The sequence below is a fragment of the Streptomyces sp. NPDC017940 genome, from assembly GCF_044328435.1.
Lineage (GTDB): Bacteria > Actinomycetota > Actinomycetes > Streptomycetales > Streptomycetaceae > Streptomyces.
Genome location: NZ_JBIRHJ010000009.1, coordinates 14,623 through 38,254, shown reverse-complemented (window position 1 = coordinate 38,254; position 23,632 = coordinate 14,623). Strand labels below are relative to the sequence as shown.

Genomic DNA, 23,632 nt, shown 5'->3' with positions numbered 1-23,632 from the left:
GCGGGGCCGCGACGGACGTCAGACCGTGAGGCGCTGACCGGGCACGATCACGTCCGGGTCGCCGCCGATGACCCCTTGGTTGGCCGCGAAGACCCGCTGCCAGCTGGTGCCGTGCGCCGCCGCGATGCGGCCGAGCGTGTCACCGGACCGGACGGTATAGGTGCCCGAACCGGCTTCGGCGCGTGCCGTGCCGCGCTCGCTGCGGGCCGGAGCACGGTACTGCGGAGCGGACCGCTCCGGGGTCGCCTTCGGCGCGGCGGGCCTGGGCGCCGCCTGTTGCGGTGCCGCCTGCTTCGGCGCGGCCTGCTTCGGCGCGGCGGGAGCGGCGGCCGCACCCGGCGCGGCGCCCTGGGCCCCGGCCCGCGCCGAGCAGGTCGGCCACGCGCCCCACCCCTGCGCGCGCTGGACCTTCGCCGCGACGGCGATCTGCTGTGCCTTGGACGCCTTGTCGGCGCTCGGCGCGTAGGCCGTGCCGCCGTACGCCCGCCAGGTCGCGGCGGAGAACTGGAGCCCTCCGTGGTAGCCGTTCCCTGTGTTGATCTGCCAGTTCCCGCCGCTCTCGCAACGGGCGATCCGGTCCCACACTCCGCTGTCCGCGGCGGCCTGGCCGGTCGCGGTGAGCAGTGCGAGGGGCGCGAGGATCGCGGCTCCGCCAAGCACTGCCGTCCTGCGAATGTACTGGGAACGAACGGTCATGGATCTCCCTCTCCAAGGACCCGGGCTCCCCCTGGCTCCGCGGGCCCCGCGCGCTTCCGGCGGCGGGTGCCCGCCGAGCCCCGTCCGTCCCCGCGCCGAAAGGTTCGGCGGCGCGTCCGGCGGACGTACCCGAGCGGTGCTCACTGCACACGGCCGTGGAATCTAGGAGCGCACCCGCCCCGCCAGCAACCGCGGGCCCGTCGAGCCAGGCCAGTTGCCTGTTACCTGCGGTAGCGTCGAGTTCAGGACACCCACTGAGTTCGCTGATATCCGCATTTACCACCCGGCCGCCGGAGCGACCTGTGACTCACCTCACCGGCTCAACTTCCCTGTACGCAGCCGCTGTTGGCGCGCGGTGACGGACAGGCACCGGCAACTCACGCTCCGCCGCGGTTGGTTCGATTCCGTTCCCCCCTGCGCGTGACTTGCACCACTGATCTCCCGTTGTCTCCGTTATGAGCCGGGCACCACCCCGGACACCCCACGCATCGATCCCGAGGAGCCACCCGTGCCGCGCATGCTCGACCTCAGCGACGAGGTACGTGCCGAGATCGGCGACGAAGAAGCCGACCGCCTGCTCGCCGGGGAGAACGCCCCGGGCGCCTACGACTGCACCTCCTGTCGCACCCCGGGCGACTCGGAGCGCGAACGCACCAGCACGGTCCTGTTCGTCGGTGACGAGACCGCCGTGCTCGCCTTCGCCCACTCCAGCTGTCTGCCGTCCCAGATCGTCGAGGTCGCCGAGGAGCAGTTGCAGGGCGCCGTCCGTTCGATCACCGGCGGGACCGGCGAAGCGGGCGGCGCGGGCCGGACCGTCCCCGACCCCGCCCCCGAACAGGCCGTGCTCGGCGTCACCAGCGGGCTCGTCCTGATCGAGAACGAGTTGCAGCCCGCCCTCGTCGTGGAGCCCACCGGGCCGATCGCCCGCCCCGGCGCCGCGCCGAGCGGCGGCGACGACTTCCTGCCGCTCCTGATCGAGCAGGGCTTCACGCCGCTGACGAGCCTGGCCGGCGTGCCGCCGACCGTGCACGGCTGGTCGGTGCTGCTCGCCATGGGCCAGCTGCACGCCATCCTCCAGCCCGGCACCGGCGGCGGCCCCCAGGTCGCCTGGTGGCAGGCGCACCAGCCGCTCCAGGTCACCGAGGGCTGGCGGGCAGCGGCCAACAAGCTCCAGACGGTGCTCCTGTTCGCGGCGCCCGCCGGGGCCATCGGCCGCCAGCCCCGCGAGGACCTGCTGCGCGACGCCCTGGACCTGACGGCGTCGCGCGGCCAACTGGTCGGCTGCGCCATGCCCTTGGCCGGCACGTGAGCGCGGTCCCGGCGCCGGGCGCCCCGCGTGCGTCCGGCGCCGGGACGAACCCGCTTCCCATGCCGCCTACCAGGCGAAAGAGGGGGTTCGCCCCGCATCCGTCGGGCCTCGGTGTCGTTGGCCCAGACGTGCACGCATACGACCCCTCAGCCCACCGGCCGTACCAGAGCCCCATCCCTTCCATGCGCACGGCGCAGGACGCCGTCGCCACACCGTCGGCCACGCCGATCTACGACGCGCTGTACTCGGAGTACCTGCGGGCGTTCCGCGCCCTGCCCGGTGACAGGACCGGCGAGGAAGACCTGAGGTTCAACGCCTTCGGCCCCGGGCCGTACCCGCAGCACGGCGCCGGACGCCACGACGCCCGGCACCCGGCCCGGCACGACACGCGCTACGACGCCAGGATCGATCCCCGCCACCAGCCCTTCCACGTGGCCCGCTACGGCCAGCCGGAGCACCACACCGGCTACGGCCAGCTCTTCCCGGCCGCGCTGCCGCCGGGCCCGCGCCGCGGGCTCTGACTCCGTACGGCGATGCCCGGCCCCCCCCCGGGGGGGGACCGGGCATCGCCGTAACGCCGTACCTACTTCTTCTTCTGGGTCTTCTGGCCGCGCTTCTCGCGCACCCGCACCGAGATGTGGATCGGCGTGCCCTCGAAGCCGAACTCCTCGCGGAGCCTGCGCTCCACGAAGCGGCGGTAGCCGTGCTCGATGAAGCCGGAGGCGAACAGCACGAAGCGCGGCGGCTTCGTGCCCGCCTGCGTACCGAACAAGATGCGCGGCTGCTTGCCGCCGCGGACCGGGTGCGGATGCGCGGCGACCAGCTCGCCGAGGAACGCGTTCAGACGGCCCGTCGGCACCCGGGTCTCCCAGCCCGCGATGGCCGTCTCGATCGCCGGGACCAGCTTCTCCATGTGGCGTCCGGTGCGCGCCGAGACGTTCACCCGGGGCGCCCAGGCCACCTGGGCCAGCTCGGTCTCGATCTCCCGCTCCAGGTAGTAGCGGCGCTCCTCGTCGAGGGTGTCCCACTTGTTGTACGCGAGGACGACCGCGCGGCCCGCCTCGACCGCCATGGTGACGATGCGCTGGTCCTGCACGCTGATCGACTCGCTGGCGTCGATCAGGATCACCGCGACCTCCGCCTTCTCGACGGCCGCCGCGGTGCGCAGCGAGGCGTAGTAGTCGGCGCCCTGCTGGAGGTGGACGCGCTTGCGGATGCCCGCGGTGTCCACGAACTTCCAGGTGATGCCGCCGAGCTCGATCAGCTCGTCGACCGGGTCGCGGGTCGTGCCCGCGAGTTCGTTGACGACGACGCGCTCCTCGTTCGCCACCTTGTTCAGGAGGGACGACTTGCCGACGTTCGGGCGGCCGATGAGCGCGATGCGGCGCGGGCCGCCGACAGCCGTGCCGAAGGTCTGCGCGGGCGCCTCCGGGAGCGCTTCGAGGACGGCGTCCAGCATGTCGCCGGTGCCGCGGCCGTGCAGCGCGGACACCGGGTGCGGCTCGCCGAGGCCGAGCGACCACAGCATCGCCGCGTCCGCCTCGGCCGAGGGCCCGTCGACCTTGTTGGCGCACAGCACGACGGGCTTGCCCGCCTTGCGCAGGAGGCGCACGACGGCCTCGTCGGTGTCCGTCGCGCCGACGGTGGCGTCCACCACGAACACCACGGCGTCGGCCGCCTCGATCGCGTACTCCGCCTGCGCGGCCACGGAGGCGTCGATGCCGAGGACGTCCTGCTCCCAGCCGCCGGTGTCGACGACCTTGAAGCGGCGGCCCGCCCACTCCGCCTCGTACGTCACCCGGTCGCGGGTGACGCCCGGCTTGTCCTCGACGACGGCCTCGCGGCGGCCGATGATGCGGTTCACCAGGGTCGACTTGCCGACATTGGGGCGTCCGACGACGGCGAGCACCGGCAGCGGGCCGTGGCCCGCCGCCTCGATGGCGCCCTCGACGTCCTCGATGTCGAAGCCCTCTTCGGCGGCGAGCTCCATGAACGCTGCGTACTCGGTGGCCTCGGCCTCTCCAAGCGCCCCGTGCTCGTGCTCGTCCGAGCTCGGCCCGGAGGGGTTCTGGTCGTTCATGAAGTCCGTACCTCGTTCATCGTGGTCATCGGTGGCCCGGCCAAGGCGGTCGGTCCACTACTGGAAGTCTGACTCAGCGCCCGGTCAGGCGCCTGGCGTTCTCCAGGTGGCCGGTCAGCCGTCCCTGGATCCGCACGGTGGCCTCGTCGAGGGCCCTGCGGGTGCGCCGCCCGCTGCTGTCGCCCGCCTCGAAGGGGTCTCCGAAAACGACGTCGACGCGGGTGCGCAGCGGCGGCAGTTTCTTCACCAGCCGCCCGTGCCGCTCGGTGCTGCCGAGCACGGCGACCGGCACGATCGGGGCTCCGGTGCGCACCGCGAAGTAGGCGAGCCCGGCCCGCAGCGAGGCGAAGTCGCCCTCGCCCCGCGTGCCCTCGGGGAAGATCCCGAGGACGCCGCCCCGGCCGAGCACCGCGAGGGCGTCCGTGACGGCCGTGCGGTCGGCCGTCGTCCGGTCCACCTGGAGCTGGCCGATGCCCCGCAGGAACGGGCCGAGCGGTCCGACGAACGCTTCCTTCTTGATCAGGAAGTGGGTCGGCCGCGGTGCCACGCCCATCACCATGGGGCCGTCGACGTTGTGGGAGTGGTTCACGGCGAGGATCACGGGGCCGGTCGCGGGGACCCGCCAGGCTCCGAGCACGCGGGGCTTCCACAGGCCGTACATGAGTCCGACGCCGATGCGGCGGCCGACGTCGGCGCCGCGCTCTGAGGGCGCCGCCCGACCGGCGGGTGCTTCGGTCACTTGCCGGCCCGCTTCTCCTCGACGAGCGTGACGACGCACTCGATGACCTGCTGCAACGTGAGCTCGGTGGTGTCCACCTCGACGGCGTCGTCCGCCTTGGCGAGGGGCGAGGTCTTCCGGCTCGAATCGGCCGCGTCCCGCTTGACCAGGGCCTCTCGGGTGCTTGCGACGTCGGCGCCCTTCAGCTCGCCGGAGCGGCGGGCCGCACGGGCCTCCGGGGACGCCGTCAGGAAGATCTTGAGGTCGGCGTCCGGCAGGACCGTGGTGCCGATGTCGCGGCCCTCGACGACGATGCCCTCGTCCGCGCCGCCCGCGAGGGAGCGCTGCAACTCGGTGATCCGGGTGCGCACCTCGGGAACGGCGCTGACCGCGCTCACCTTGGAGGTGACCTCGGCCGTGCGGATCGGGCCCGCGACGTCCGTGCCGTCGACGGTGATCGTGGGGGCGGAGGGGTCCGTGCCGGAGACGATCTCCGGCTTCCCGGCCACGGCGGCGATGGCGGTGGGGTCCGTGAGGTCGATGCCGTTGTGCACCATCCACCACGTGATCGCCCGGTACTGGGCGCCGGTGTCCAGGTAGCTCAGGCCCAGCTGGGCCGCGACCGCCTTGGAGGTGCTCGACTTCCCCGTGCCGGAGGGACCGTCGATGGCGACGATCACGGGAGCCGGGCCTGCGGCGGCGGTCTTTTCCACGGATTCCACGGGGAGCGGACACCTTTCTCGGTGCGGGGGACGGGGTGGGCCGCCTGCTCGGCGCCCCGCACAAGGTTACTGGCTTCGGGCCGTGGCCCCTCCCGGGTCCCGCGACGCGAGCTCCCGTACGCCCCCGCCGAGGCGGCTTCCGGACAGCACTGCCGCCTCCCCCGGCCCCGCCGCCGCCCCCGGCGTCACTGCTGCCGCAACGACCACCCTCGCTCGCGCAGCGCCGCGGCCAGCTGCGCCGCGGCCCTGGGTTCGACCATGAGCTGGACGAGGCCCGCCTGCCGCCCGGTGGCGTGCTCGATGCGGACGTCCTCGACGTTCACACCGGCCCGCTCCGCGTCGGCGAAGATGTGGGCGAGCTGACCGGGCTGGTCGTCGATGAGCACCGCCACGACCTCGTACACCGTGGGCTCGGTGCCGTGCTTGCCCGGCACCCGTGCCTGCCCGGCGTTGCCCCGCCGCAGCATGCTCTCGACGCCTCTCGCGCCGTCGCGCCGCTTGCTCTCGTCGGCCGACTGGAGCTCCCGCAGCGAGGTGACCGCGGAGTCCAGGTCGGCGGCGACCTCCGCGAGCAGGTCCGCCACCGGGCCGGGGTTCGCGGAGAGGATGTCGATCCACAGCCGCGGGTCGGACGCCGCGATGCGGGTGACGTCCCGGATGCCCTGGCCGCAGAGGCGTACCGCCGTCTCCTCGGCGTTCTCCAGCCGGGCCGCGACCATGCTGGAGACCAGGTGCGGCATGTGCGAGACGAGGGCGACCGCGCGGTCGTGGGCGTCCGCGTCCATGACCACGGGCACGGCCCGGCACTGGGCGACCAGTTCCAGGGCGAGGTTCAGGACGTGGGTGTCGGTGTCCCGGGTGGGCGTCAGGACCCAGGGCCTGCCCTCGAAGAGGTCCGCCGAGGCCGCGAGGGGTCCGCTGCGCTCGCGCCCGGACATCGGGTGCGTACCGATGTACGAGGTCAGGTCGAGGCCCATGGTCTCGAGTTCGCGGCGCGGCCCGCCCTTCACGCTCGCCACGTCCAGGTAGCCGCTCGCGGCGCCGCGGCGCATCGCGTCGGCGAGCGTGGGAGCGACGTGGGCGGGGGGCACGGCGACCACGCACAGGTCGACGGGCCCGTCCGGCGGCCCGCCCGTGCCCGCCCCGAGCGCGGCAGCGGTGCGCGTCTGCTCCGTGTCGTGGTCGGCGAGGTGCACGGTGACGCCGCGGCCCGTGAGGGCCAGGGCGGCCGAGGTGCCGATGAGGCCGGTGCCGATGACGAGGGCGCTCTTCACCTGGTCACGTCCTCACGCGGAGCGCCCGCATGCGGAACGGCCACACACGGAACGGCTGCACGCGGATCGCCCGCGTGCAGAACGCTCGCCGTGCGCCAACGTGTCCCGGCCCGCCCCGGCCGCTCGGCGTCCGCAGGCCGCACCGCGCCGGCCCACGGCCCGTGCCGTCCCGGCCCGACGGCCCCCCGTGCCCCTCGTACCGTCACCGTGCTGCTCCTCGCTCGTGTGCGCCCGCCGCGCCCGGCCGTGCTGTGTGACGCGGCCGCGCTCTCCCGCAAAGGGTAGTCAGCCCCGGGCGCCGGGCCCCGCGCCGCGGGGTACCGCGTGCCTACAGGTCGACTTCCTTCATCAGCATGCCGACCTCGGTGTTGGAGAGACGGCGCAGCCAGCCCGACTTCTGGTCGCCGAGCGTGATCGGGCCGAAGGCGACCCGCACCAGCTTGTCGACGGGGAACCCGGCCTCGGCGAGCATGCGGCGCACGATGTGCTTGCGGCCTTCGTGCAGGGTCACCTCGACCAGGTAGTTCTTGCCGGTCTGCTCGACGACCCGGAAGTGGTCCGCGCGGGCGTACCCGTCCTCGAGCTGGATGCCGTCCTTGAGCTGCTTGCCCAGGTCGCGCGGGATCGGGCCGACGATGTGCGCGAGGTAGACCTTCTTCACGCCGTACTTGGGGTGGGTCAGGCGGTGCGCGAGCTCGCCGTGGTTGGTGAGCAGGATGACGCCCTCGGTCTCGGTGTCGAGCCGCCCCACGTGGAACAGCCGCGTCTCACGGTTGTTCGTGTAGTCGCCGAGGCACTGGCGGCCCTCGTTGTCCTCCATGGTGGAGACGACACCCGCGGGCTTGTTCAGGGCGAAGAACTGGTACGACTGGGTGGCCACGGTCAGGCCGTCGACCTTGATCTCGTCCTTGTCCGTGTCGACCCTGAGGCCCTGCTCCAGGACGATCTCGCCGTTGACCTCGACGCGGGCCTGCTCGATCAGCTCCTCGCAGGCGCGCCGGGAGCCGTAGCCCGCGCGGGCGAGGATCTTCTGGAGCCGCTCGCCCTCCTGCTCGGCGCCGGGGAAGGTCTTCGGCGGGGAGACCTTCGGCTTGCCCGCGTACCGCTCGCGGTTGCGCTCCTCGGCCCGCGTCTCGTACTCGCGCGAGCGCCCGGGGACCGGGCGGCCGCCGCGCTGTTCCTGGCTCCGCTTGGGGCCGCCCTTGGCGCCGCCGCGCGCGGAGGCGCCGCGGCCCGACTTCGGGCCCTCGTGCGTGGCGCCCGGGCCCACGTCGTAGCGGCGCTCCTCGGGGCGGGGCTTGCTGGGGCGGCTCGGCCTGTCGTCACGGTCGTTGCCCGCGCCGCGGTAGTTGCCGCGGCCACCGCCGCCGCCCGCACCGCCACGAGGTCCGTCGCCCCGGCTGCCGGCGCCGCCACGAGGTCCGTCGCCCCTGCCGCCCGCACCGCCGCGAGGCCCCTCGCCCCGGCCGCCGCCGGTCCGGCCACCGCTGTTGCCGCGGCCGCCGCTGTTGCCACCACGGCTCCCGCCGTTGTTTCCGCTGCTGTTCCTGCCGCTGCTGCTTCGCATCAAAGTTCCGTCTAGTCGTCTGCGTCTCGTGCGTCCGGCGCATCGGGTGCGTCCGGATCGAACGACGGGAGGCCTTCCTGCGTCTCCGCCTCGATCGCGTCCGCCTCGGGGAGGAAGGGCGCGAGCTCGGGGAGCTCGTCAAGGCCGCGCAGGCCCATCCGCTCCAGGAAGTAGTTCGTCGTCCTGTACAGGATCGCACCTGTTTCGGGTTCCGCGCCCGCCTCCTCCACCAGACCCCGCTGAAACAGGGTCCGCATGACCCCGTCACAGTTCACACCGCGCACCGCGGAGACGCGGGAGCGGCTGACCGGCTGGCGGTAAGCGACGACGGCGAGTGTCTCCAGGGCCGCCTGGGTGAGCCGGGCGTGCTGCCCGTCCAGGACGAAGCCCTCGACGGCGGGCGCGTACGCCGGGCGGGTGTAGTAGCGCCAGCCTCCCGCCACGAGACGCAGCTCGAAGCCGCGTCCCTGGACGGTGTACTCGTCGGCGAGCTCCCGCAGCGCGACGGCGACGGCCCGCCGGGGCCGCTGGAGGACCTTCGCCAGGTGTTCCTCCGTCGCGGGCTCGTCCACGACCATGAGGACGGCCTCCAGAGCGGGCTTGAGCCCGAGCCCGGCGACGGCGGACCGCAGGTCCCCGGTGGGGCCGTTCTCGGCAGGCACGGCACTGTCTTCGGCGGGCACGGCGCTCACGGCTTCTTCTCCTCGTCCGGCTCGGGGGCGCGGTCGAACTCGTCGGTCACGGTCGGTGCCGCGCCGGAGTCGCCGCCGGTCCAGCGCACCAGGAGTTCGCCGAGCGCGGTCTCCTGCTCCAGGGCGACGGCCTTCTCCCGGTACAGCTCGAGGAGCGCCAGGAAGCGGGCGACGACGGTGAGGGTGTCGTCGGGGCCGAGCTCCTCGATCAGCGCCCGGAAACTGGCCTCGCCGTGCTCCCTGAGCCGCGCCACGACCACCGCGGCCTGCTCGCGCACGCTCACCAGCGGCGCGTGGATGTGGTCGACGTACACCTGCGGCTTCGCCCTCGGCTGCATCGCCTTCACGGCGAGCTTGGCGAACCCCTCGGCGCCGATGCTGATGACGACCTCGGGCAGCAGCTCGGCGTGGTGCGGTTCGAGACCCACGGTGCGCGGGTAGCGCCGCGCCTCCTCGTCGAGCCGTCCGCTGAAGATGTCGGCGATCTGCTTGTACGCGCGGTACTGGAGCAGCCGCGCGAACAGCAGGTCGCGCGCTTCGAGCAGCGCGAGGTCGGCTTCGTCCTCGACCTCGGCGGCGGGCAGCAGCCTGGCCGCCTTCAGGTCGAGCAGGGTGGCCGCGACCACGAGGAACTCGGTGGTCTGGTCCAGGTCCCCGTCAGGGCCCATGGCCCGGAGGTACGCCATGAACTCGTCGGTCACCTTGGACAGCGCGACCTCGGTCACATCCAGCTTGTGCCGGGCGATGAGCTGGAGCAGCAGGTCGAAGGGCCCCTCGAAGTTCGCGAGCCGGACCGTGAACCGCCCGTCACCGGGTTCGGCCGGGGGTTCCTCCGACGTGCCACCGGCCTCGGCCACGCCCTCCGGCTCCGCGGGAGGCGAACCGGCCTCGACCACACCTTCCGGCTCCGCGGGAGCCGCCCCGGGCCCGCGCCCCAGGGTGCGGCGGCGGGCAGCGGGAGGCGGTGCGGAATCGTGGTTCGGGGGCATCGGCGGGAAGGCTACCGCTACCGCCCGCGCAGCCGTCGTACGAGAATGCTCGCGTCCCCACGCGATTCGAGGTCGGCGAGCACGACGGCCACCGCCTCCCGCACGATGCGCCCGCGGTCCACCGCGAGCCCGTGCTCGCCGCGCAGCACCAGGCGCGCGTGCTCGAGGTCCATGAGTTCCTCGGCGGAGACGTACACGGTGATCTTCTCGTCGTGCCGCTCGCGCCCGCTGGGCCGCCGGTTGGCGGCGCGGGCACGGCGCCGCGCCTGCGCGGGCGTGGTGCCGGACGCGTTGGCGGACTTGGCGCCGGGGGCGGCGGATCCGGCAGAACCTTCCTGCGCGGCCGGGCGCCCCGAGCCCTTCTCTTCGGTACCGGCCGCGGCCCTGCTGCGCGAACCGGCGCCGGACTCCGCGTCCGCCGTGGCGTGCTCGCTGCTCTCGGGGTGCTCGGCGGCCTCGTCGGTGTCCTGCGGGGCGGTGTGGGACTCCTCGGCGGCCGCCTCGTCGCTCTCGCCCGCGGGTGCGGGCACCCTCGCCTCGCCGTTCGCCTGGCGCCGCGGGCTCGACGACTGGAGCGCCATCCCCCCGGTCGTGCGGAACAGTTCGTCGGCCCCCGGCAGACTCACTCGGCGTGACACCGGGCGAGCACCTCCCTGGCGAGCTGGCGATAGGCTGCCGCGCCCACCGAGTTGGAGGCGTACGTGGTGATCGGCTCACCGGCGACCGTGGTCTCCGGGAAGCGCACGGTCCGCCCGATCACCGTGTGGTAGACGTGGTCGTCGAACGCCTCGACCACGCGCGCGAGGACCTCGCGGCTGTGCACCGTGCGCGAGTCGTACATCGTGGCGAGGATGCCGTCGAGCTCCAGGTCGGGGTTGAGCCGCTCCTGGACCTTCTCGATGGTCTCGGTGAGCAGGGCGACACCGCGCAGCGCGAAGAACTCGCACTCGAGCGGCACGATCACCTTGTGCGCCGCGGTGAGCGCGTTGACCGTGAGCAGGCCGAGCGAGGGCTGACAGTCGATCACGATGTAGTCGTAGTCGGCCATCAGCGGCTTGAGCGCGCGCTGGAGCGTGGACTCGCGCGCGACCTCGCTGACGAGCTGCACCTCGGCGGCCGACAGGTCGATGTTGCTGGGCAGCAGGTCCATGTTGGGGACCGCCGTCTTCAGCAGGACCTCGTCGGCGGCCATGCCCCGCTCCATGAGCAGGTTGTAGACCGTGAGGTCGAGCTCCATCGGGTTCACGCCGAGGCCCACCGAGAGCGCGCCCTGCGGGTCGAAGTCGACGAGCAGCACCCGGCGTCCGTACTCCGCGAGCGCCGCCCCCAGGTTGATGGTCGACGTGGTCTTGCCGACGCCGCCCTTCTGGTTGCACATCGCGATGATCTTCGCGGGTCCGTGGTCGGTCAGCGGCCCCGGGATCGGGAAGTACGGCAGCGGGCGTCCCGTGGGGCCGATGCGCTCGCGGCGCTGACGGGCAGCGTCGGGGGCGAGCGTGGCCGCGTACTCGGGATCGGGCTCGTACTCCGCGTCGGGGTCGTAGAAGTGACCCTGGGGCAGTTCCTCGTAGTCGGCGAGGGGGGTGGGGGTGGTGTTCTCGCCACTCCGGTCGCCGGCCATGGCGTTCACGTGATGGCCATCCATGCTCTGGGGTGCTGACTGTGTCGGCTGCGGACTCTGGCGGGCTTCGAAGGCGCGGACAGCGACGGAGCCGACAGCCTGGAGCCCGACAGGGCCCTGGCCTCGCCCAGACGTTCCTGGTTGACCACCCCCGGGAGCAAATGTCGACTCATTCACAAGTCGTCTTACCTCCTTGGTGACCAGGAAATTTCTCGATAGGTCAGCGTGGCACCATGCCGACGATTGGCGACTCTATGGCGTGTCACCGCTCCGCAGCAACACAATCCGCCGGACCCGGCCCGATGTGTCGGCAATGGAACATCCCGATGTCAAGGGCGCACCGCATGTCATCGCCGCGTTTGCGCGGTGGACGAATCGCCCAAACGTTTACGTACAAGGCGAGTTGAGGGAGTGTACGCCCAACCGCCCGCGGCCGGACCCCTCACGAGGTCCGGCCGCGGGCGTGAGATTGACGACTCCGGTTGACCGAGGTCAGCCGAGCAGCGACGCGATCTCGACGTGCTCGAGACCGTGGGCCTCGGCGACCTCGCGGTAAACGACCTTGCCGTCATGGGTGTTGAGACCCAGGGCGAGCGCCGGGTCGCGACGCAGGGCCTCGACCCAGCCGCGGTTCGCCAGTTCGACGATGTACGGCATGGTCGCGTTGGTCAGCGCGTAGGTCGAGGTGTTGGGCACCGCGCCGGGCATGTTGGCGACGCAGTAGAAGACCGAGTTGTGGACCGGGAAGGTCGGCTCGGCGTGCGTGGTCGCGTGCGAGTCCTCGAAGCAGCCGCCCTGGTCGATCGCGATGTCGACAAGGACACTTCCCGGCTTCATGCGCGAGACGAGCTCGTTGGTGACCAGCTTCGGGGCCTTGGCGCCCGGGATGAGGACGGCGCCGATGACGAGGTCGGCCTCCAGGCAGGCCTTCTCCAGCTCGAAGGCGTTGGAGACGACGGTCTGGATCTTCGTGCCGAAGATCTTGTCGGCTTCCTTGAGCTTGTTGATGTCCCTGTCGAGCAGGGTCACGTGGAAGCCCATGCCGATGGCGATCTGCATGGCGTTCCAGCCGGAGACGCCACCGCCGATGACGACGGCCTTGCCCGCGGCGACGCCCGGGACGCCGCCCGGCAGGACACCGCGGCCGCCGTTGGCCGCCATCAGGTGGTAGGCGCCGACCTGCGGGGCCAGGCGGCCCGCGACCTCGGACATCGGGGCGAGCAGCGGGAGCGCGCGGTTGGCCGTCTCCACCGTCTCGTACGCGATGGCGGTGGTGCCGGACTCCAGGAGGGCGTCCGTGCACTCCCTGGAGGCGGCCAGATGCAGGTAGGTGAAGAGCGTCTGGTCCTTGCGGAGGCGGTGGTACTCCTCGGCGATCGGCTCCTTGACCTTCAGGAGCAGGTCGGCCGCGGCCCACACCTCGTCGGCGGTCCCCAGGATCTGGGCGCCGGCGGCGACGTACTCGTCGTCCGTGATCGAGGAGCCCACACCGGCGTTCCGCTCGATGACGACCTGGTGGCCGTGGCGCACCAGCTCGTGCACGCCGGCGGGGGTGATGGCCACCCGGAACTCGTTGTTCTTGACCTCGCGGGGGATACCGACCTTCACGTCGATCACGGTCCTTGACTCAGGGGGTTCGGGCAAATCAGTACATACCGGTACACAAATGGGCGCATCGGAAGACACCACGAAAGCACGCGGCAGAGCCAGTCTAATGAAGGATTTCCTGGTGTCTAGCCTTCCAAAGCTTCAATCCTGACCGAAAGCACTACGGATTTCGTAGGCGGAGGTGGACGCTCCACCAGTGATCCTGTGGTCCAGGGGGCACCCTCAGGCGCATCGCCCCGTCCGCACGCGCCCGCTCAGGAGACCGCCGCGTCCCCCGTGACCTCGGTGAACTCACTTCCCAGCATGCGCTCGGCGGCCGCGCGGTGCAGCCCGGCGGCGGTCGGGTCGCCGAGGCGCTCCAGGGTGTCGGCGAGGCGTACCTGGAGCGCCGCCTGCAACCGTACGTCCGCCGCCTCGCGCGCCCACTCGGCGGCCTCGCGGCAGGTGCGCAGGGACTCCTCGGGCCGCCCCGCGTACTCCTGGACGCGCGCCATCTCGCTCAGGGCCCGCGCCCGGCCCGCGGTGTCGCCGATCTTGCGCAGTCCCGCGACGGCCGAGCGCCAGTTGCGCAGGGCCTCGCCGTAGCGCCCCGCGTAGGTGTGGGCGGTGGCGATGCGGCCGTGCAGCCGGGCGGCGTCCGCCCGCTCGCCGCGGGCCAGGCGCTGGGCGAGGGCCCTGCCGTACCAGTCGGCGGCCCGCTGCCAGTCCCCGAGGTCCTGGTGGGCGCCGCCGACGGATTCCATCGCGCGGCCGGTCGCGTACGGGTCCCGGGCGGCCCGGCCGCAGTCGAGCGCGGCGCGGTAGCGGGCGAGGGCGTCGTGCGTGCGTCCCGTCTGCGCGTCCAGGTCCGCGAGGTTCAGCAGGGCCGCGGCCTGCTCGCGCGGCAGGTCCCTGCGCTCGGCGACGTCGAGGACGAGCTGGTGGATGCCGTACAGCTCGGGGGCCGCCGCCCGCGTGCCGCGGTGGGCGACGAGGGCGCGGGCGAGGGCGGACATCAGGCGGCGCGCCAGGGTGTCGAGCTCGCCGTCGGCGACCGCGAGCCGGGCCGCGGCGAGCAGCGCGGGCTGTCGGATCCACAGCCAGTCGGCGGCGGCGCGCGGGCTCGAAAAGCGCAGTGCCCGGGGCAGCCCCGCGAGCTTCTTGCGCGCCGCCGAGCCCTCGGGCTCGGTGACAGCCCGGCAGGACTGGAGCAGCCGCACGGTCCGCTCCAGCATCCTGGCACGGGCCAACTGCACCTCCCCCGGCTTGTCCTGAGCCTTCGTCAACTCCTTCAGGAGCGGTACGAGACAGCCAGGGACCTCGTACTGCGGCAGTTCCGACGCCACCGGCCGCAGCAGTCCGAGCACGACGAAGTCGTCGAGGGCGTCGCGCGCGGCGGACACCGAGCAGCCCGCGAGCGCGGAGGCGGTGTGCGGGTCGACGTGGCCCGCGGGGGCCAGGGAGAGCAGGCGCAGCATCCGCGCGAGGGGGGTGGGCAGGGCGGCGTAGGTGTGCTGGAAGACCCGGGCGAGGCCGGAGTCCGCGGCGCCCTCCTCCAGGTGGTCCCGGACGTGCTTGGCCAGGTCGGCGACGGCCGCCTTGGGCCGGGCGGCGAGCCAGCCCCCGGCGAGGACGAGGGCGGCGGGGTTGCCGCCGCAGCCCTCGACCAGGCTCTCCGCCGAGCGCGGGTCGACGGTGATGCGCACCGATCCCGCGCTGCGGGCGAGCAGGTCGAGCGCGGCCTTGGTGTCGAGGCCGCCGAGGGTGCACGGGCGGACGTCGGGGATGCCGGTGAGCGGCCCCGTGGACACGGCCACGACCAGGCAGTCCGGGGTGTCGGGAAGCAGCGGGTCGACCTGGGCGGCGCCCTCGCCGTCGCCGTCGCCGTTCGCCACGTCGTCCAGGAGCAGCAGGGCGCGGCGGCCGTGGAGCGCCGTGCGCAGGGCGGCGGACAGGTCGTCGTCGCCCGCCCCCGCCGGCGCGGACTCGCCGAGCGCGACGAGGAGTTCGCGGGCGGTGCGCCCGGTGGGTACGGGGGTGCCGTCGGGGTCGGTGAGGCGGGCGCGCAGGACGCCGTCGGGGTAGTCGTCGGTGAGTTGCCCGGCGAGTTCCTCGGCGAGCGCGGTGCGGCCCGAGCCGGGGCGTCCCGCGACGAGCAGTACCCGGGCGCGCGGTGCCTTGCGCCCCGAGAGCGTGTCGAGCCCCGCCCGCCCGATGTCGGCTCGAAGCTCCTTCAGCTCCCGGTGCCGCCCCACGAACCAGCCGCCGCCCCCACCGGCCACACCTGCGGCGGCGGAGCCTGCGGCAGCCGGACCGGTGGCGGCCGGACCATTGGCGGCCGGACCAGCGGCAGCCGCGCCCGCGGCCTTCGCACCCGCGGCATTCGCGCCCGCGGCATTCGCGCCCGCGGCATTCGCGCCCGCGGCATTCGCGCCCGCGGCATTCGCACCGGCCGGCACCGGATCGGCTGCCTCCGGCACGGTGGTCGCCGGGCCGGAGGCAGCCGGGTCGGGGGTGACCGGAGCGGGCGCCTTCGGGCCGGTGCCCACCGTGCCCGAGGCCCCCGCGCCAGAACCCGTCGAACCGTCCGTGTCGACCGCCTGATCCGTCACGGGTAACGCTCCCGTCCGCCTGCGCACGAACCCGCCGGGACTCCGGGCGGGACGCTTTCAGAGCCTAGTTCAGGCACTGCGCCGTTCCGGGGCGTACGGCGCCCGGAAGTCGCCCGATCGGATCAAGGGATCGTCGGACCGCGGGCCGCCGGACGGGGGACGCCGGGGCTCAGGCCTCGAACGGCCGTGCGGGCCAGGGCGCGTCGGCCGGGCGCAGGGAGTCCACGCCCTCGCCCCGGAGCACCGCGGTGAGCGAAAGGGCGCCCACGACGAGGCAGTTGTTGTGCAGCTCCCCGGCGAGCACGCCGCGTACCAGATCCGCGAGGGGCACCCGGGCGAGCTCCATGTCGGACTCCTCCTCGGCGACCTCGAAGCGCTCGCCCTCGGCCTCGGAGAGGTCACGGGCGAGGAACACGCGCACGGCCTCGTCGCAGCCGCCGGGCGTGGTGTACACATCGGTGAGCACCCGCCAGTCCTCGGCCTTGACGTGCGCCTCCTCGTACAGCTCGCGCTGAGCGGCGTGCAGCGGATTCTCGCCGGGGACGTCGAGCAGGCCGGCGGGGATCTCCCAGAGCTTGTGGCGCACGGGGTGGCGGTACTGGCGCAGGACCAGGACGCGGTTCTCGTCGTCGAGCGCGAGCACGGCCACCGAGCCGGGGTGGACCTGGTAGTCGCGGCGGGCCACGGACCCGTCGGGCATGACGACGTCGTCGGTGCGCACCGAGGTCTTGTTGCCGACGAACGGAGTCTCGCTCGCCGTGACCTGCCACTCCTCGGCGGTGTCCTTGATCGTCATGTCGCGCTGTCCTCCCACGTGCAGAGCAAAAACAGAAACCGGGGTGCGCGCCCCTGTGGACGCGTACCCCGGCAACCGTATCCCGGCGTTACCTACCGGCCGCCTGCTGGCGTTCGACGGCGGCCTTCACCAGACCCGCGAAGAGCGGGTGCGGGCGGGTCGGCCTGGAGCGCAGCTCCGGGTGCGCCTGGGTGGCGACCAGGTAGGGGTGCACCTCGCGCGGGTATTCGACGTACTCGACGAGCTTGCCGTCGGGCGACGTGCCGGAGAAGAGGATGCCTGCCTTCTTCTCCAGGTCGGCGCGGTAGGCGTTGTTCACCTCGTAACGGTGGCGGTGGCGCTCCTCCACGTACTCCTTGCCGTCGTACACCTCACGCACGATGGAGCCCTCGGCGAGCTTCGCGGGGTACATGCCGAGCCGCATGGTGCCGCCCATGTCGCCCTCGCCCGCGACGATGTCGAGCTGCTCGGCCATGGTGGAGATGACCGGGTGCGAGGTGGCGGAGTCGAACTCCGTGGAGTTGGCGTCCGGGATGTCCGCGAGGTTGCGCGCCGCCTCGATCACGATGCACTGGAGGCCGAGGCAGAGGCCGAGCAGCGGCACCTTGTTCTCGCGGGCGTACTGGATCGCGCCGACCTTGCCGGACACACCGCGGTCGCCGAAGCCGCCGGGGATGCAGATCGCGTCCACGTCGCCGAGCTGCCTGGCGGCGCCCGCCGGGGTCTTGCAGTCGTCGGACGTGACCCACTTGATCTTCACACGGGCCTTGTTGGCGAAGCCGCCCGCGCGCAGCGCCTCGGTCACCGACAGATAGGCGTCGGGCAGGTCGATGTACTTGCCGACCAGGGCCATCGTGATCTCGTGGTCGGGGTTGTGGACCCGGTCGAGCAGGTCCTCCCACTGCGTCCAGTTCACGTCGCGGAACGGCAGGTCGAGCTTGCGCACGACATAGGCGTCCAGGCCCTCGGTGTGCAGCACCTTCGGGATGTCGTAGATCGACTTGGCGTCGATGGCGGCCACCACCGCGGCCTCGTCGACGTCGCACATCAGCGAGATCTTGCGCTTGATGGCGATCGGGACGTCGCGGTCGGCGCGCAGCACGATCGCGTCCGGCTGGATACCGATGTTGCGCAGCGCGGCGACGGAGTGCTGGGTCGGCTTGGTCTTCAGCTCGCCGGAGGGGCCGATGTAGGGCAGCAGCGAGATGTGCACCACGAAGACGTTGTCGCGGCCGACCTCGTGGCGGACCTGGCGGACGGTCTCCAGGAACGGAAGGGACTCGATGTCGCCCACGGTGCCGCCGACCTCGGTGATGACGACATCCACGTCGTCGGTCGCCATCCGCCGGATGCGGTGCTTGATCTCGTTGGTGATGTGCGGAATGACCTGCACGGTGTCGCCCAGGTACTCGCCGCGCCGCTCCTTGGCGATGACCTGCGAGTACACCTGGCCTGTAGTGACATTGGCGGAGCCGTCCAAGTCGACGTCGAGGAACCGCTCGTAGTGTCCGATGTCGAGGTCGGTCTCGGCGCCGTCGTTGGTGACGAACACCTCACCGTGCTGGAAGGGGTTCATCGTGCCGGGGTCGACGTTCAGGTACGGGTCGAGCTTCTGCATCGTGACCCTGAGTCCCCGGGCCTTGAGGAGCGCACCCAGGCTGGAGGCCGTGAGGCCCTTGCCGAGGGAGGAGGCGACACCCCCGGTGACGAAGATGTGCTTGGTCGTCGTGGATGTGGGTGGCATGGCCAAGGGGGGACTCCCGTGCGTCGCGGTCTCAAGGGTGCGTGGCCGTCCGCTCCGGGTGCGGAGGGAGGTGCCGTCGCTGCGGTTCGGGGGTCCGATGACCACCGGCTCACGGGCTACCAGGGTATCAGCGAAGGAAGGGGGCTGCTTCCGGCCACCTCTTGACACGCACCTTCACATCAATTACATGATCTTCATTGTGCGGGCACGAGACCGGTACCGGACGGACACCGTCCGTATCCGGAACACGTTCGGCGTAGTCACGTTGCCGGGACGAGCGGGCAGATTTCCGGGACGTCGATGTATGTTGCTCGGACACTCTCTGCCGAGCCGTGTGCCCGGGCGGAACCACCCCCGTCGGCACTTCCGGAAGACCAATGGAGACATCCGGGGCCGGCAGTTCGTTTTACAGCGAACCCTTGACCGTAGAACGAGCGCCCCGTGAGCGGGCGAACGTGGCCGTTTGAATGGGGATGCACGTGGCCGGGCGCATCGAGGACTACGCACTCATCGGAGACATGCAGACAGCGGCGCTGGTCTGTCGGGACGGCACGGTCGACTGGCTGTGTCTGCCCCGCTTCGACTCCCACGCCGTCTTCGCGGGCCTCCTCGGCACGGAGGAGCACGGCTTCTGGCGGCTCGGCCCGGCCCACGCGCCGGGCACGCAGCCCCCGACGGCGGCCCGCAGGTCCTACCGCGGGGACTCCCTGATCCTGGAGTCGGAGTGGGACACCCCGCGCGGCACGGTCCGGGTCACGGACTTCATGCCGCCGCGCGGGACCGACAACCCGCAGCTGACGCGGATCGTGGAGGGCGTCAGCGGCCGGGTGCCGATGCGCTCGGCCCTGCGGATGCGCTTCAGCTACGGCCGTGTGGTGCCGTGGGTGCACAAGGTCGACGGACGCACGGTGGCCGTCGCCGGGCCGGACTCGGTCTGGCTCGACACCACCGCGGAGACCTTCGGCAAGGACCTGACGACGTACTCCGACTTCACCGTCGCCCCCGGCGACCGGGTCGCCTTCACCATCTCCTGGCTGCCCTCGCACCGGGGCCAGCCCGCCCACCCGGAGCCGGAGGCGGCGCTCGCGGCGACGGAGGAGTTCTGGCGCGAGTGGGTCGACCAGTGCACCTACCACGGGCCCTACCGCGAGGCCGTGGTCCGCTCCCTGATCACCCTCAAGGCCCTGACGTACGCCCCCACGGGCGGCATCGTGGCCGCGCCCACCACCTCGCTGCCGGAGGACATCGGCGGCTCCCGCAACTGGGACTACCGCTTCACCTGGCTGCGCGACGCCGCCATCACGCTCTCCTCGCTGCTGCGCACCGGCTATCGCGAGGAGGCCCGTGCCTGGCGCGAGTGGCTGCTGCGCGCGGTCGCGGGCGACCCGGAGAACCTCCAGATCATGTACGGCATCGCGGGCGAGCGCGAGCTCGGCGAGGCGGAGCTCGACTGGCTTCCCGGGTACGAGGACTCGGAGCCGGTCCGCGTCGGCAACGGCGCCGCCCACCAGCTCCAGCTCGACGTGTACGGCGAGGTCACCGAGGCCCTGCACCTGGCGCACATGACCGGCCTCGCCCGCAACGACTACGCCTCGCTGCTCCAGCTCAAGCTGATCCGCTATCTGGAGACGCACTGGGACCAGCCCGACGAGGGCATCTGGGAGGTGCGGGGGCCGCGCCGCCACTTCGTGCACTCCAAGGTGATGGCCTGGGTCGCCGTGGACCGCACCATCAAGCTCATCGAGTCCGGCGACGCGGACGGCCCGCTGGAGAAGTGGCGCGACCTGCGCGACGACATCCACCGGGACGTCTGCGAGCGGGGCTACGACAAGGAGCGCAACACCTTCACCCAGTCGTACGGCTCCAAGGAGCTGGACGCCTCCCTGCTGCTCATCCCGCAGGTCGGCTTCCTGCCGCCGGACGACAAGCGCGTCATCGGCACCATCGAGGCCATCCAGCGCGAGCTGTCCACGCCGGACGGCTTCATCCTGCGCTATCCGACCTCCGGCGACGACGAGGGCGTGGACGGCCTGGAAGGCGACGAGGGCGCGTTCCTCGCCTGCTCCTTCTGGATGGCCGACGACCTGGCGATGATCGGCCGCGTGGACGAGGCCCGCAGGCTCTTCGAGCGCCTCCTCGCCCTGCGCAACGACCTCGGCCTGCTCGCCGAGGAGTGGGACCCGCGCCTCCAGCGCCAGGTCGGCAACTTCCCGCAGGCGTTCAGCCACGTGCCGCTCATCGACACGGCGCTGCGGCTCACGGCCTCGGGGGCGTACGGGGGCTGAGAGGGCCCTCGCCGAACGCGGCGCCGGCGACCTCGCGAAAGTCCCGGCGCCGGGACGGCCGGGGCGCTCCCGTCCTGGTCAGGTAGCGTCCGCCCCATGGACAGTCAGGACACCCAGGGCGGCATCACCGTACAGCGGGCGCTGGAGCTCCCCGGGCTGCGCGGCGGGCTGCCGGAGGTCGTGGCGGGCGCCGAACGGCTTCAGCGAACCGTGCGGTGGGTGCACGCGGGCGAGGTGCCCAACATCGCCTCGCTGCTCAAGGGCGGCGAGCTCCTGCTGACCACCGGGCTCGGGCTCGGTGCCCGCCCCGCCGAGCAGCGCGCCTTCGTGCGGGAGCTGGCCGAGCGCGGCATCGCGGCCCTCGTCGTGGAGCTCGGGCCGCGCTTCGCGCGACTCCCCGCCGCCCTCGTGGACACGGCACGCGCCGCGGGTCTGCCCCTGGTGCAGCTGCACCGCGAGGTGCCCTTCGTGACCGTCACCGAAGAGGTGCACACGGAGATCGTCAACGGCCACTACACGCTCCTGCGCCGCGCCGAGGAGGTGCACCGGCGCTGCACCGAGGCCCTGCTCTCGGGCGGCGGCGTCCCCCAAGTCCTCGCCGTCCTCGCGGAGTTCAGCGGCAACCCGGTGTTCCTCGAGACGGCGGGCGGCCAGCTCCTGTACGCCGCCGGGGCGGGCAGCGCCTGCGCGGACCCCCTCCAGGTCTGGGAGGGGCTGCGCGGGCGCCCCGAGGACCGGTCGGGGCCGCCGGCCGGAGCGGTCGTCGTGGACGTGCCGGGCGGCGGTCCCGGAGCGGGCTCGGTGCGGGCCCGCATGGCCCTGCTCGCCGTGGAGTCACCGCTGCTTCCCGTCCACCGGATCGCGGCCGAGCGGGCGGCGGGGAGCCTCGCGGTCGTCCTCATGCAGGCGCGGCAGGAGGAGGAGCTCGCGGCCCGCGGCCGCGGCGACTTCCTCACCGACCTCGCCGAGGGCCGGATCACCGCCGAGGACGCGCCCGCGCAGGCGCGCGTGCTCGGTTTCAAGCCAGGTTCGAGCCCGCTCCTCCCCATGGTCATGCGCGTTCCGGACGGGCTGCCGACCGGCGCCGCCCTCGCGGTGCTCGCCCGCGCCGTCAGCGAGGAGCTGGCGGCCGTGGGAGTGCCGGTCCTGCTCGGCGTACGCCCGGTGGAGGGAAGAGTTCCCCTTCTTCTCGGGCTGCGGACCGAGGCCGAGCGGGGTACTGTCGCCGACCGCGTGGCCGCGGCGCTGCGGGCGGGGGTGGAGCGGGCGGGCACGCGGCGGCCGGGCGCGCAGCCGCCGGTCGTGGTGGTCGGCGTGGCGGGCGGCTGGGCGGCGGCGGCCTCGGGCCTGCGGCACGCCGCCGAGACGGCCACGGCGGCGCAGGGACTGCCGGACAGGGCCTGGTACGACGCGCGGCGCCTGGACATCGACCTGCTCTTGTGGCGGCTGCATCAGCACGACCCGACCGCGCTCGCCGCGTTCGTGGACCGCGCGATCGGCCCGCTGCGCGCACACGACCTCCGCTCGAAGCCGCCCCTCCTGCCCACGCTCCAGACCTATCTGGCACACGCGGGCCGCAAGGCGGAGACCGCGCGCGAGCTGCACCTCAACCGCCAGACGCTGTACAACCGCCTGGCCCGGATCGGCGAGCTGCTCGGCACCGACCTGGACGACCCGCAGACGGTCCTGGCCCTGAGCCTGGCCCTGCGGGCACGGCGGCACGTGGCCTGAAGGCGCCCGCATGGCCGGAAAGCGCATGTGGCCCGAGGGTCTCAGTACGACGTGAGGGGCTGGGTCAGCTCGTCGTACACCCTGAGGACCTGCGCGACCGTCTCGTCCTCGGTCGGCCAGGTCGCGGCCTGGGCGGCGCCCCGGTCCCTCAGCTCCTGCCTGCGTACGTCGTCGGCGAGCAACCGGATGACGGCCCCGGCGAGGGCCTGGGCGTCGCCGTACGGGACGAGTTCCGCGGCGTCGCCGACGAGTTCGGGAATGCCGCCGACGGCGGTGGCGACGAGCGGCACGCGCGCGTGCAGGGCCTCCTGGGCGATCAGGGAGCGTGACTCCCACTGGCTGGCGAGGACCACGAGGTCGGCGGCGGCCAGGAGTTCGGGGATGTCCTCGCGCCGCCCGACGAGGCACGCGGGCAGACCTTCGGCCTCGATGCGGGCCTGGAGGGCCGCCCGTTCTGCTCCCTCCCCCGCGACGACGAGCAGCGGCTGCGGTTCGAGCCCGCACCACGCGTGCGCGGCGTCCAGGAGGACGTCGTAGCCGCGGTGCGCGTCGAGCGACCCGACGGCGAGCAGCAGCGGGCGGTCCACGGCGCCGAGGTCGGCCCGGGCCTTGTGGCGCGGCCCCCTGGGCTCGGCGTCCGCGTCGGGGTCCTGGCGCTGTGCGGGCAGCGCGACGGGGGCGAGGCGGGCGTCGCGTGCGCCCCGGCCGCGGGCGCGGTCCACGAGGTCGGACGAGGTGCCGAGGACGACGGTGGCGGCCCGTGCGACCCGCCGCTCCAGGGCCCGCAGCACATGGGCGCGGGTGCCTGCGGCGTGCGCGCGGGTGTGCCAGGTGACGACGAGCGGTACGCGGCGCCCCGCCAGGGCGAGCGTGGCGCGCAGCGCGGCGTGCAGTCCGTGCGCGTGCACCAGGTCGGCGTCCGCGCACGCCGTCCGCAGGGCCGCGAGGGACACCGGGTCGCCGCGGCGCGGCACGGGGACGTGGTGGGCGCCGGTGCCCGCGAAGTCGTATGCCTCGTCCGCCTCGGAGGGGGCGCACACGGTGACGCGCACGCCCCGTGCCGTGAGCCCTGTCGCCAGGGACCTGACGTGCGCGCTGCTGCCCGCACTGCCGCCGCCGAGCACCTGCACGGCGTGCAGACGCGGCCTGGACTGCGGGACGGGGGTGCTCACGTGGCTCACGCGGCCGGGGCTCCTGGGTCGGGTCGGC

19 protein-coding genes are annotated in these 23,632 nt (G+C 73.0%); 4 read left to right on the top strand and 15 right to left on the bottom strand.

Annotated elements, in window-relative coordinates; all coding sequences use genetic code 11:
- Positions 1-18: 18 nt before the first annotated feature.
- Positions 19-696 (bottom strand): transglycosylase family protein, encoded by a 678-nt coding sequence (locus ACH4DX_RS28780; RefSeq protein ID WP_398157301.1) that lies wholly within the window; start codon positions 694-696, stop codon positions 19-21.
- 508 nt (positions 697-1,204) lie between these two features.
- On the opposite strand from ACH4DX_RS28780, the gene ACH4DX_RS28775 reads away from it, so the two are divergent.
- Positions 1,205-2,005 carry a hypothetical protein gene (locus tag ACH4DX_RS28775; RefSeq protein ID WP_398157300.1) on the top strand — a complete coding sequence of 267 codons (801 nt, stop codon included), beginning with the start codon at positions 1,205-1,207 and terminating at the stop codon, positions 2,003-2,005.
- A 182-nt stretch (positions 2,006-2,187) separates the two neighbouring features.
- Positions 2,188-2,526 carry a hypothetical protein gene (locus tag ACH4DX_RS28770; RefSeq protein ID WP_398157299.1) on the top strand — a complete coding sequence of 113 codons (339 nt, stop codon included), beginning with the start codon at positions 2,188-2,190 and terminating at the stop codon, positions 2,524-2,526.
- A 62-nt stretch (positions 2,527-2,588) separates the two neighbouring features.
- On the opposite strand, the gene der is transcribed toward ACH4DX_RS28770, so the two are convergent.
- The 13 genes from der to ACH4DX_RS28705 all read right to left on the bottom strand — a co-directional run bounded on the left by der (position 2,589) and on the right by ACH4DX_RS28705 (position 18,407).
- Positions 2,589-4,085 (bottom strand): ribosome biogenesis GTPase Der, encoded by a 1,497-nt coding sequence (der, locus tag ACH4DX_RS28765; protein WP_398123779.1) that lies wholly within the window; start codon positions 4,083-4,085, stop codon positions 2,589-2,591.
- A 73-nt stretch (positions 4,086-4,158) separates the two neighbouring features.
- The gene (locus ACH4DX_RS28760; protein ID WP_398157298.1) at positions 4,159-4,863 is read right to left on the bottom strand and encodes a lysophospholipid acyltransferase family protein; all 705 of its coding nucleotides are present in this window, start codon (positions 4,861-4,863) and stop codon (positions 4,159-4,161) included.
- Positions 4,821-5,525: a (d)CMP kinase gene (gene cmk / locus ACH4DX_RS28755; protein WP_398123777.1), complete on the bottom strand. Its 705-nt coding sequence runs from the start codon at positions 5,523-5,525 to the stop codon at positions 4,821-4,823. The genes ACH4DX_RS28760 and cmk overlap by 43 nt, the downstream gene beginning before the upstream one ends.
- Before the next feature lie 185 nt (positions 5,526-5,710).
- Entirely contained in the window at positions 5,711-6,799 is a 1,089-nt protein-coding gene (locus ACH4DX_RS28750; protein WP_398123776.1) for a prephenate dehydrogenase, read from the bottom strand.
- Between the two features lie 328 nt (positions 6,800-7,127).
- Positions 7,128-8,366, bottom strand: a complete 1,239-nt coding sequence (locus ACH4DX_RS28745) for a pseudouridine synthase (protein ID WP_398157297.1) — start codon at positions 8,364-8,366, stop codon at positions 7,128-7,130.
- Between the two features lie 11 nt (positions 8,367-8,377).
- Positions 8,378-9,028, bottom strand: coding sequence for an SMC-Scp complex subunit ScpB (gene scpB, locus ACH4DX_RS28740; protein WP_398157502.1), 651 nt, complete (start codon positions 9,026-9,028; stop codon positions 8,378-8,380).
- A gap of 26 nt (positions 9,029-9,054) precedes the next feature.
- A complete protein-coding gene (locus ACH4DX_RS28735; RefSeq protein WP_398157296.1) occupies positions 9,055-10,047 on the bottom strand; it encodes a segregation and condensation protein A in 993 nt (330 codons plus the stop codon).
- 17 nt (positions 10,048-10,064) lie between these two features.
- Positions 10,065-10,685: a hypothetical protein gene (locus ACH4DX_RS28730; protein WP_398123773.1), complete on the bottom strand. Its 621-nt coding sequence runs from the start codon at positions 10,683-10,685 to the stop codon at positions 10,065-10,067.
- Positions 10,670-11,845 (bottom strand): ParA family protein, encoded by a 1,176-nt coding sequence (locus ACH4DX_RS28725; RefSeq protein WP_398123772.1) that lies wholly within the window; start codon positions 11,843-11,845, stop codon positions 10,670-10,672. The genes ACH4DX_RS28730 and ACH4DX_RS28725 overlap by 16 nt, the downstream gene beginning before the upstream one ends.
- A gap of 315 nt (positions 11,846-12,160) precedes the next feature.
- A complete protein-coding gene (gene ald / locus ACH4DX_RS28720; protein WP_398123771.1) occupies positions 12,161-13,285 on the bottom strand; it encodes an alanine dehydrogenase in 1,125 nt (374 codons plus the stop codon).
- 245 nt (positions 13,286-13,530) lie between these two features.
- Positions 13,531-15,537: a tetratricopeptide repeat protein gene (locus ACH4DX_RS28715; RefSeq protein ID WP_398157501.1), complete on the bottom strand. Its 2,007-nt coding sequence runs from the start codon at positions 15,535-15,537 to the stop codon at positions 13,531-13,533.
- A gap of 499 nt (positions 15,538-16,036) precedes the next feature.
- Positions 16,037-16,663, bottom strand: coding sequence for an NUDIX domain-containing protein (locus ACH4DX_RS28710; RefSeq protein ID WP_398123770.1), 627 nt, complete (start codon positions 16,661-16,663; stop codon positions 16,037-16,039).
- A gap of 88 nt (positions 16,664-16,751) precedes the next feature.
- The gene (locus ACH4DX_RS28705; protein WP_398157295.1) at positions 16,752-18,407 is read right to left on the bottom strand and encodes a CTP synthase; all 1,656 of its coding nucleotides are present in this window, start codon (positions 18,405-18,407) and stop codon (positions 16,752-16,754) included.
- Between the two features lie 473 nt (positions 18,408-18,880).
- Here ACH4DX_RS28705 and ACH4DX_RS28700 point away from each other — a divergent pair, with 473 nt between their 5' ends.
- Positions 18,881-20,692 (top strand): glycoside hydrolase family 15 protein, encoded by a 1,812-nt coding sequence (locus ACH4DX_RS28700; protein ID WP_398123809.1) that lies wholly within the window; start codon positions 18,881-18,883, stop codon positions 20,690-20,692.
- 96 nt (positions 20,693-20,788) lie between these two features.
- On the top strand, positions 20,789-22,423 hold the full coding sequence (locus ACH4DX_RS28695; RefSeq protein WP_398157294.1) for a PucR family transcriptional regulator: 1,635 nt from the start codon (positions 20,789-20,791) through the stop codon (positions 22,421-22,423).
- Positions 22,424-22,464: 41 nt separating this feature from the next.
- Here ACH4DX_RS28695 and ACH4DX_RS28690 read toward each other — a convergent pair whose 3' ends face one another.
- Positions 22,465-23,604 (bottom strand): glycosyltransferase family 4 protein, encoded by a 1,140-nt coding sequence (locus ACH4DX_RS28690; protein WP_398123767.1) that lies wholly within the window; start codon positions 23,602-23,604, stop codon positions 22,465-22,467.
- Between the last annotated feature and the right edge of the window lie 28 nt (positions 23,605-23,632).

Excerpts from the sequence above, each read along its gene's own strand:
- ACH4DX_RS28705 (WP_398157295.1), bottom strand. The coding sequence starts at position 18,407 with ATGCCACCCACATCCACGACGACCAAGCACATCTTCGTCACCGGGGGT.
- ACH4DX_RS28780 (WP_398157301.1), bottom strand. The coding sequence starts at position 696 with ATGACCGTTCGTTCCCAGTACATTCGCAGGACGGCAGTGCTTGGCGGA.
- ACH4DX_RS28735 (WP_398157296.1), bottom strand. The coding sequence starts at position 10,047 with ATGCCCCCGAACCACGATTCCGCACCGCCTCCCGCTGCCCGCCGCCGC.
- der (WP_398123779.1), bottom strand. The coding sequence starts at position 4,085 with ATGAACGACCAGAACCCCTCCGGGCCGAGCTCGGACGAGCACGAGCAC.
- ACH4DX_RS28695 (WP_398157294.1), top strand. The coding sequence starts at position 20,789 with ATGGACAGTCAGGACACCCAGGGCGGCATCACCGTACAGCGGGCGCTG.
- ACH4DX_RS28770 (WP_398157299.1), top strand. The coding sequence starts at position 2,188 with ATGCGCACGGCGCAGGACGCCGTCGCCACACCGTCGGCCACGCCGATC.
- ACH4DX_RS28700 (WP_398123809.1), top strand. The coding sequence starts at position 18,881 with ATGCACGTGGCCGGGCGCATCGAGGACTACGCACTCATCGGAGACATG.
- ACH4DX_RS28745 (WP_398157297.1), bottom strand. The coding sequence starts at position 8,366 with ATGCGAAGCAGCAGCGGCAGGAACAGCAGCGGAAACAACGGCGGGAGC.
- ACH4DX_RS28710 (WP_398123770.1), bottom strand. The coding sequence starts at position 16,663 with ATGACGATCAAGGACACCGCCGAGGAGTGGCAGGTCACGGCGAGCGAG.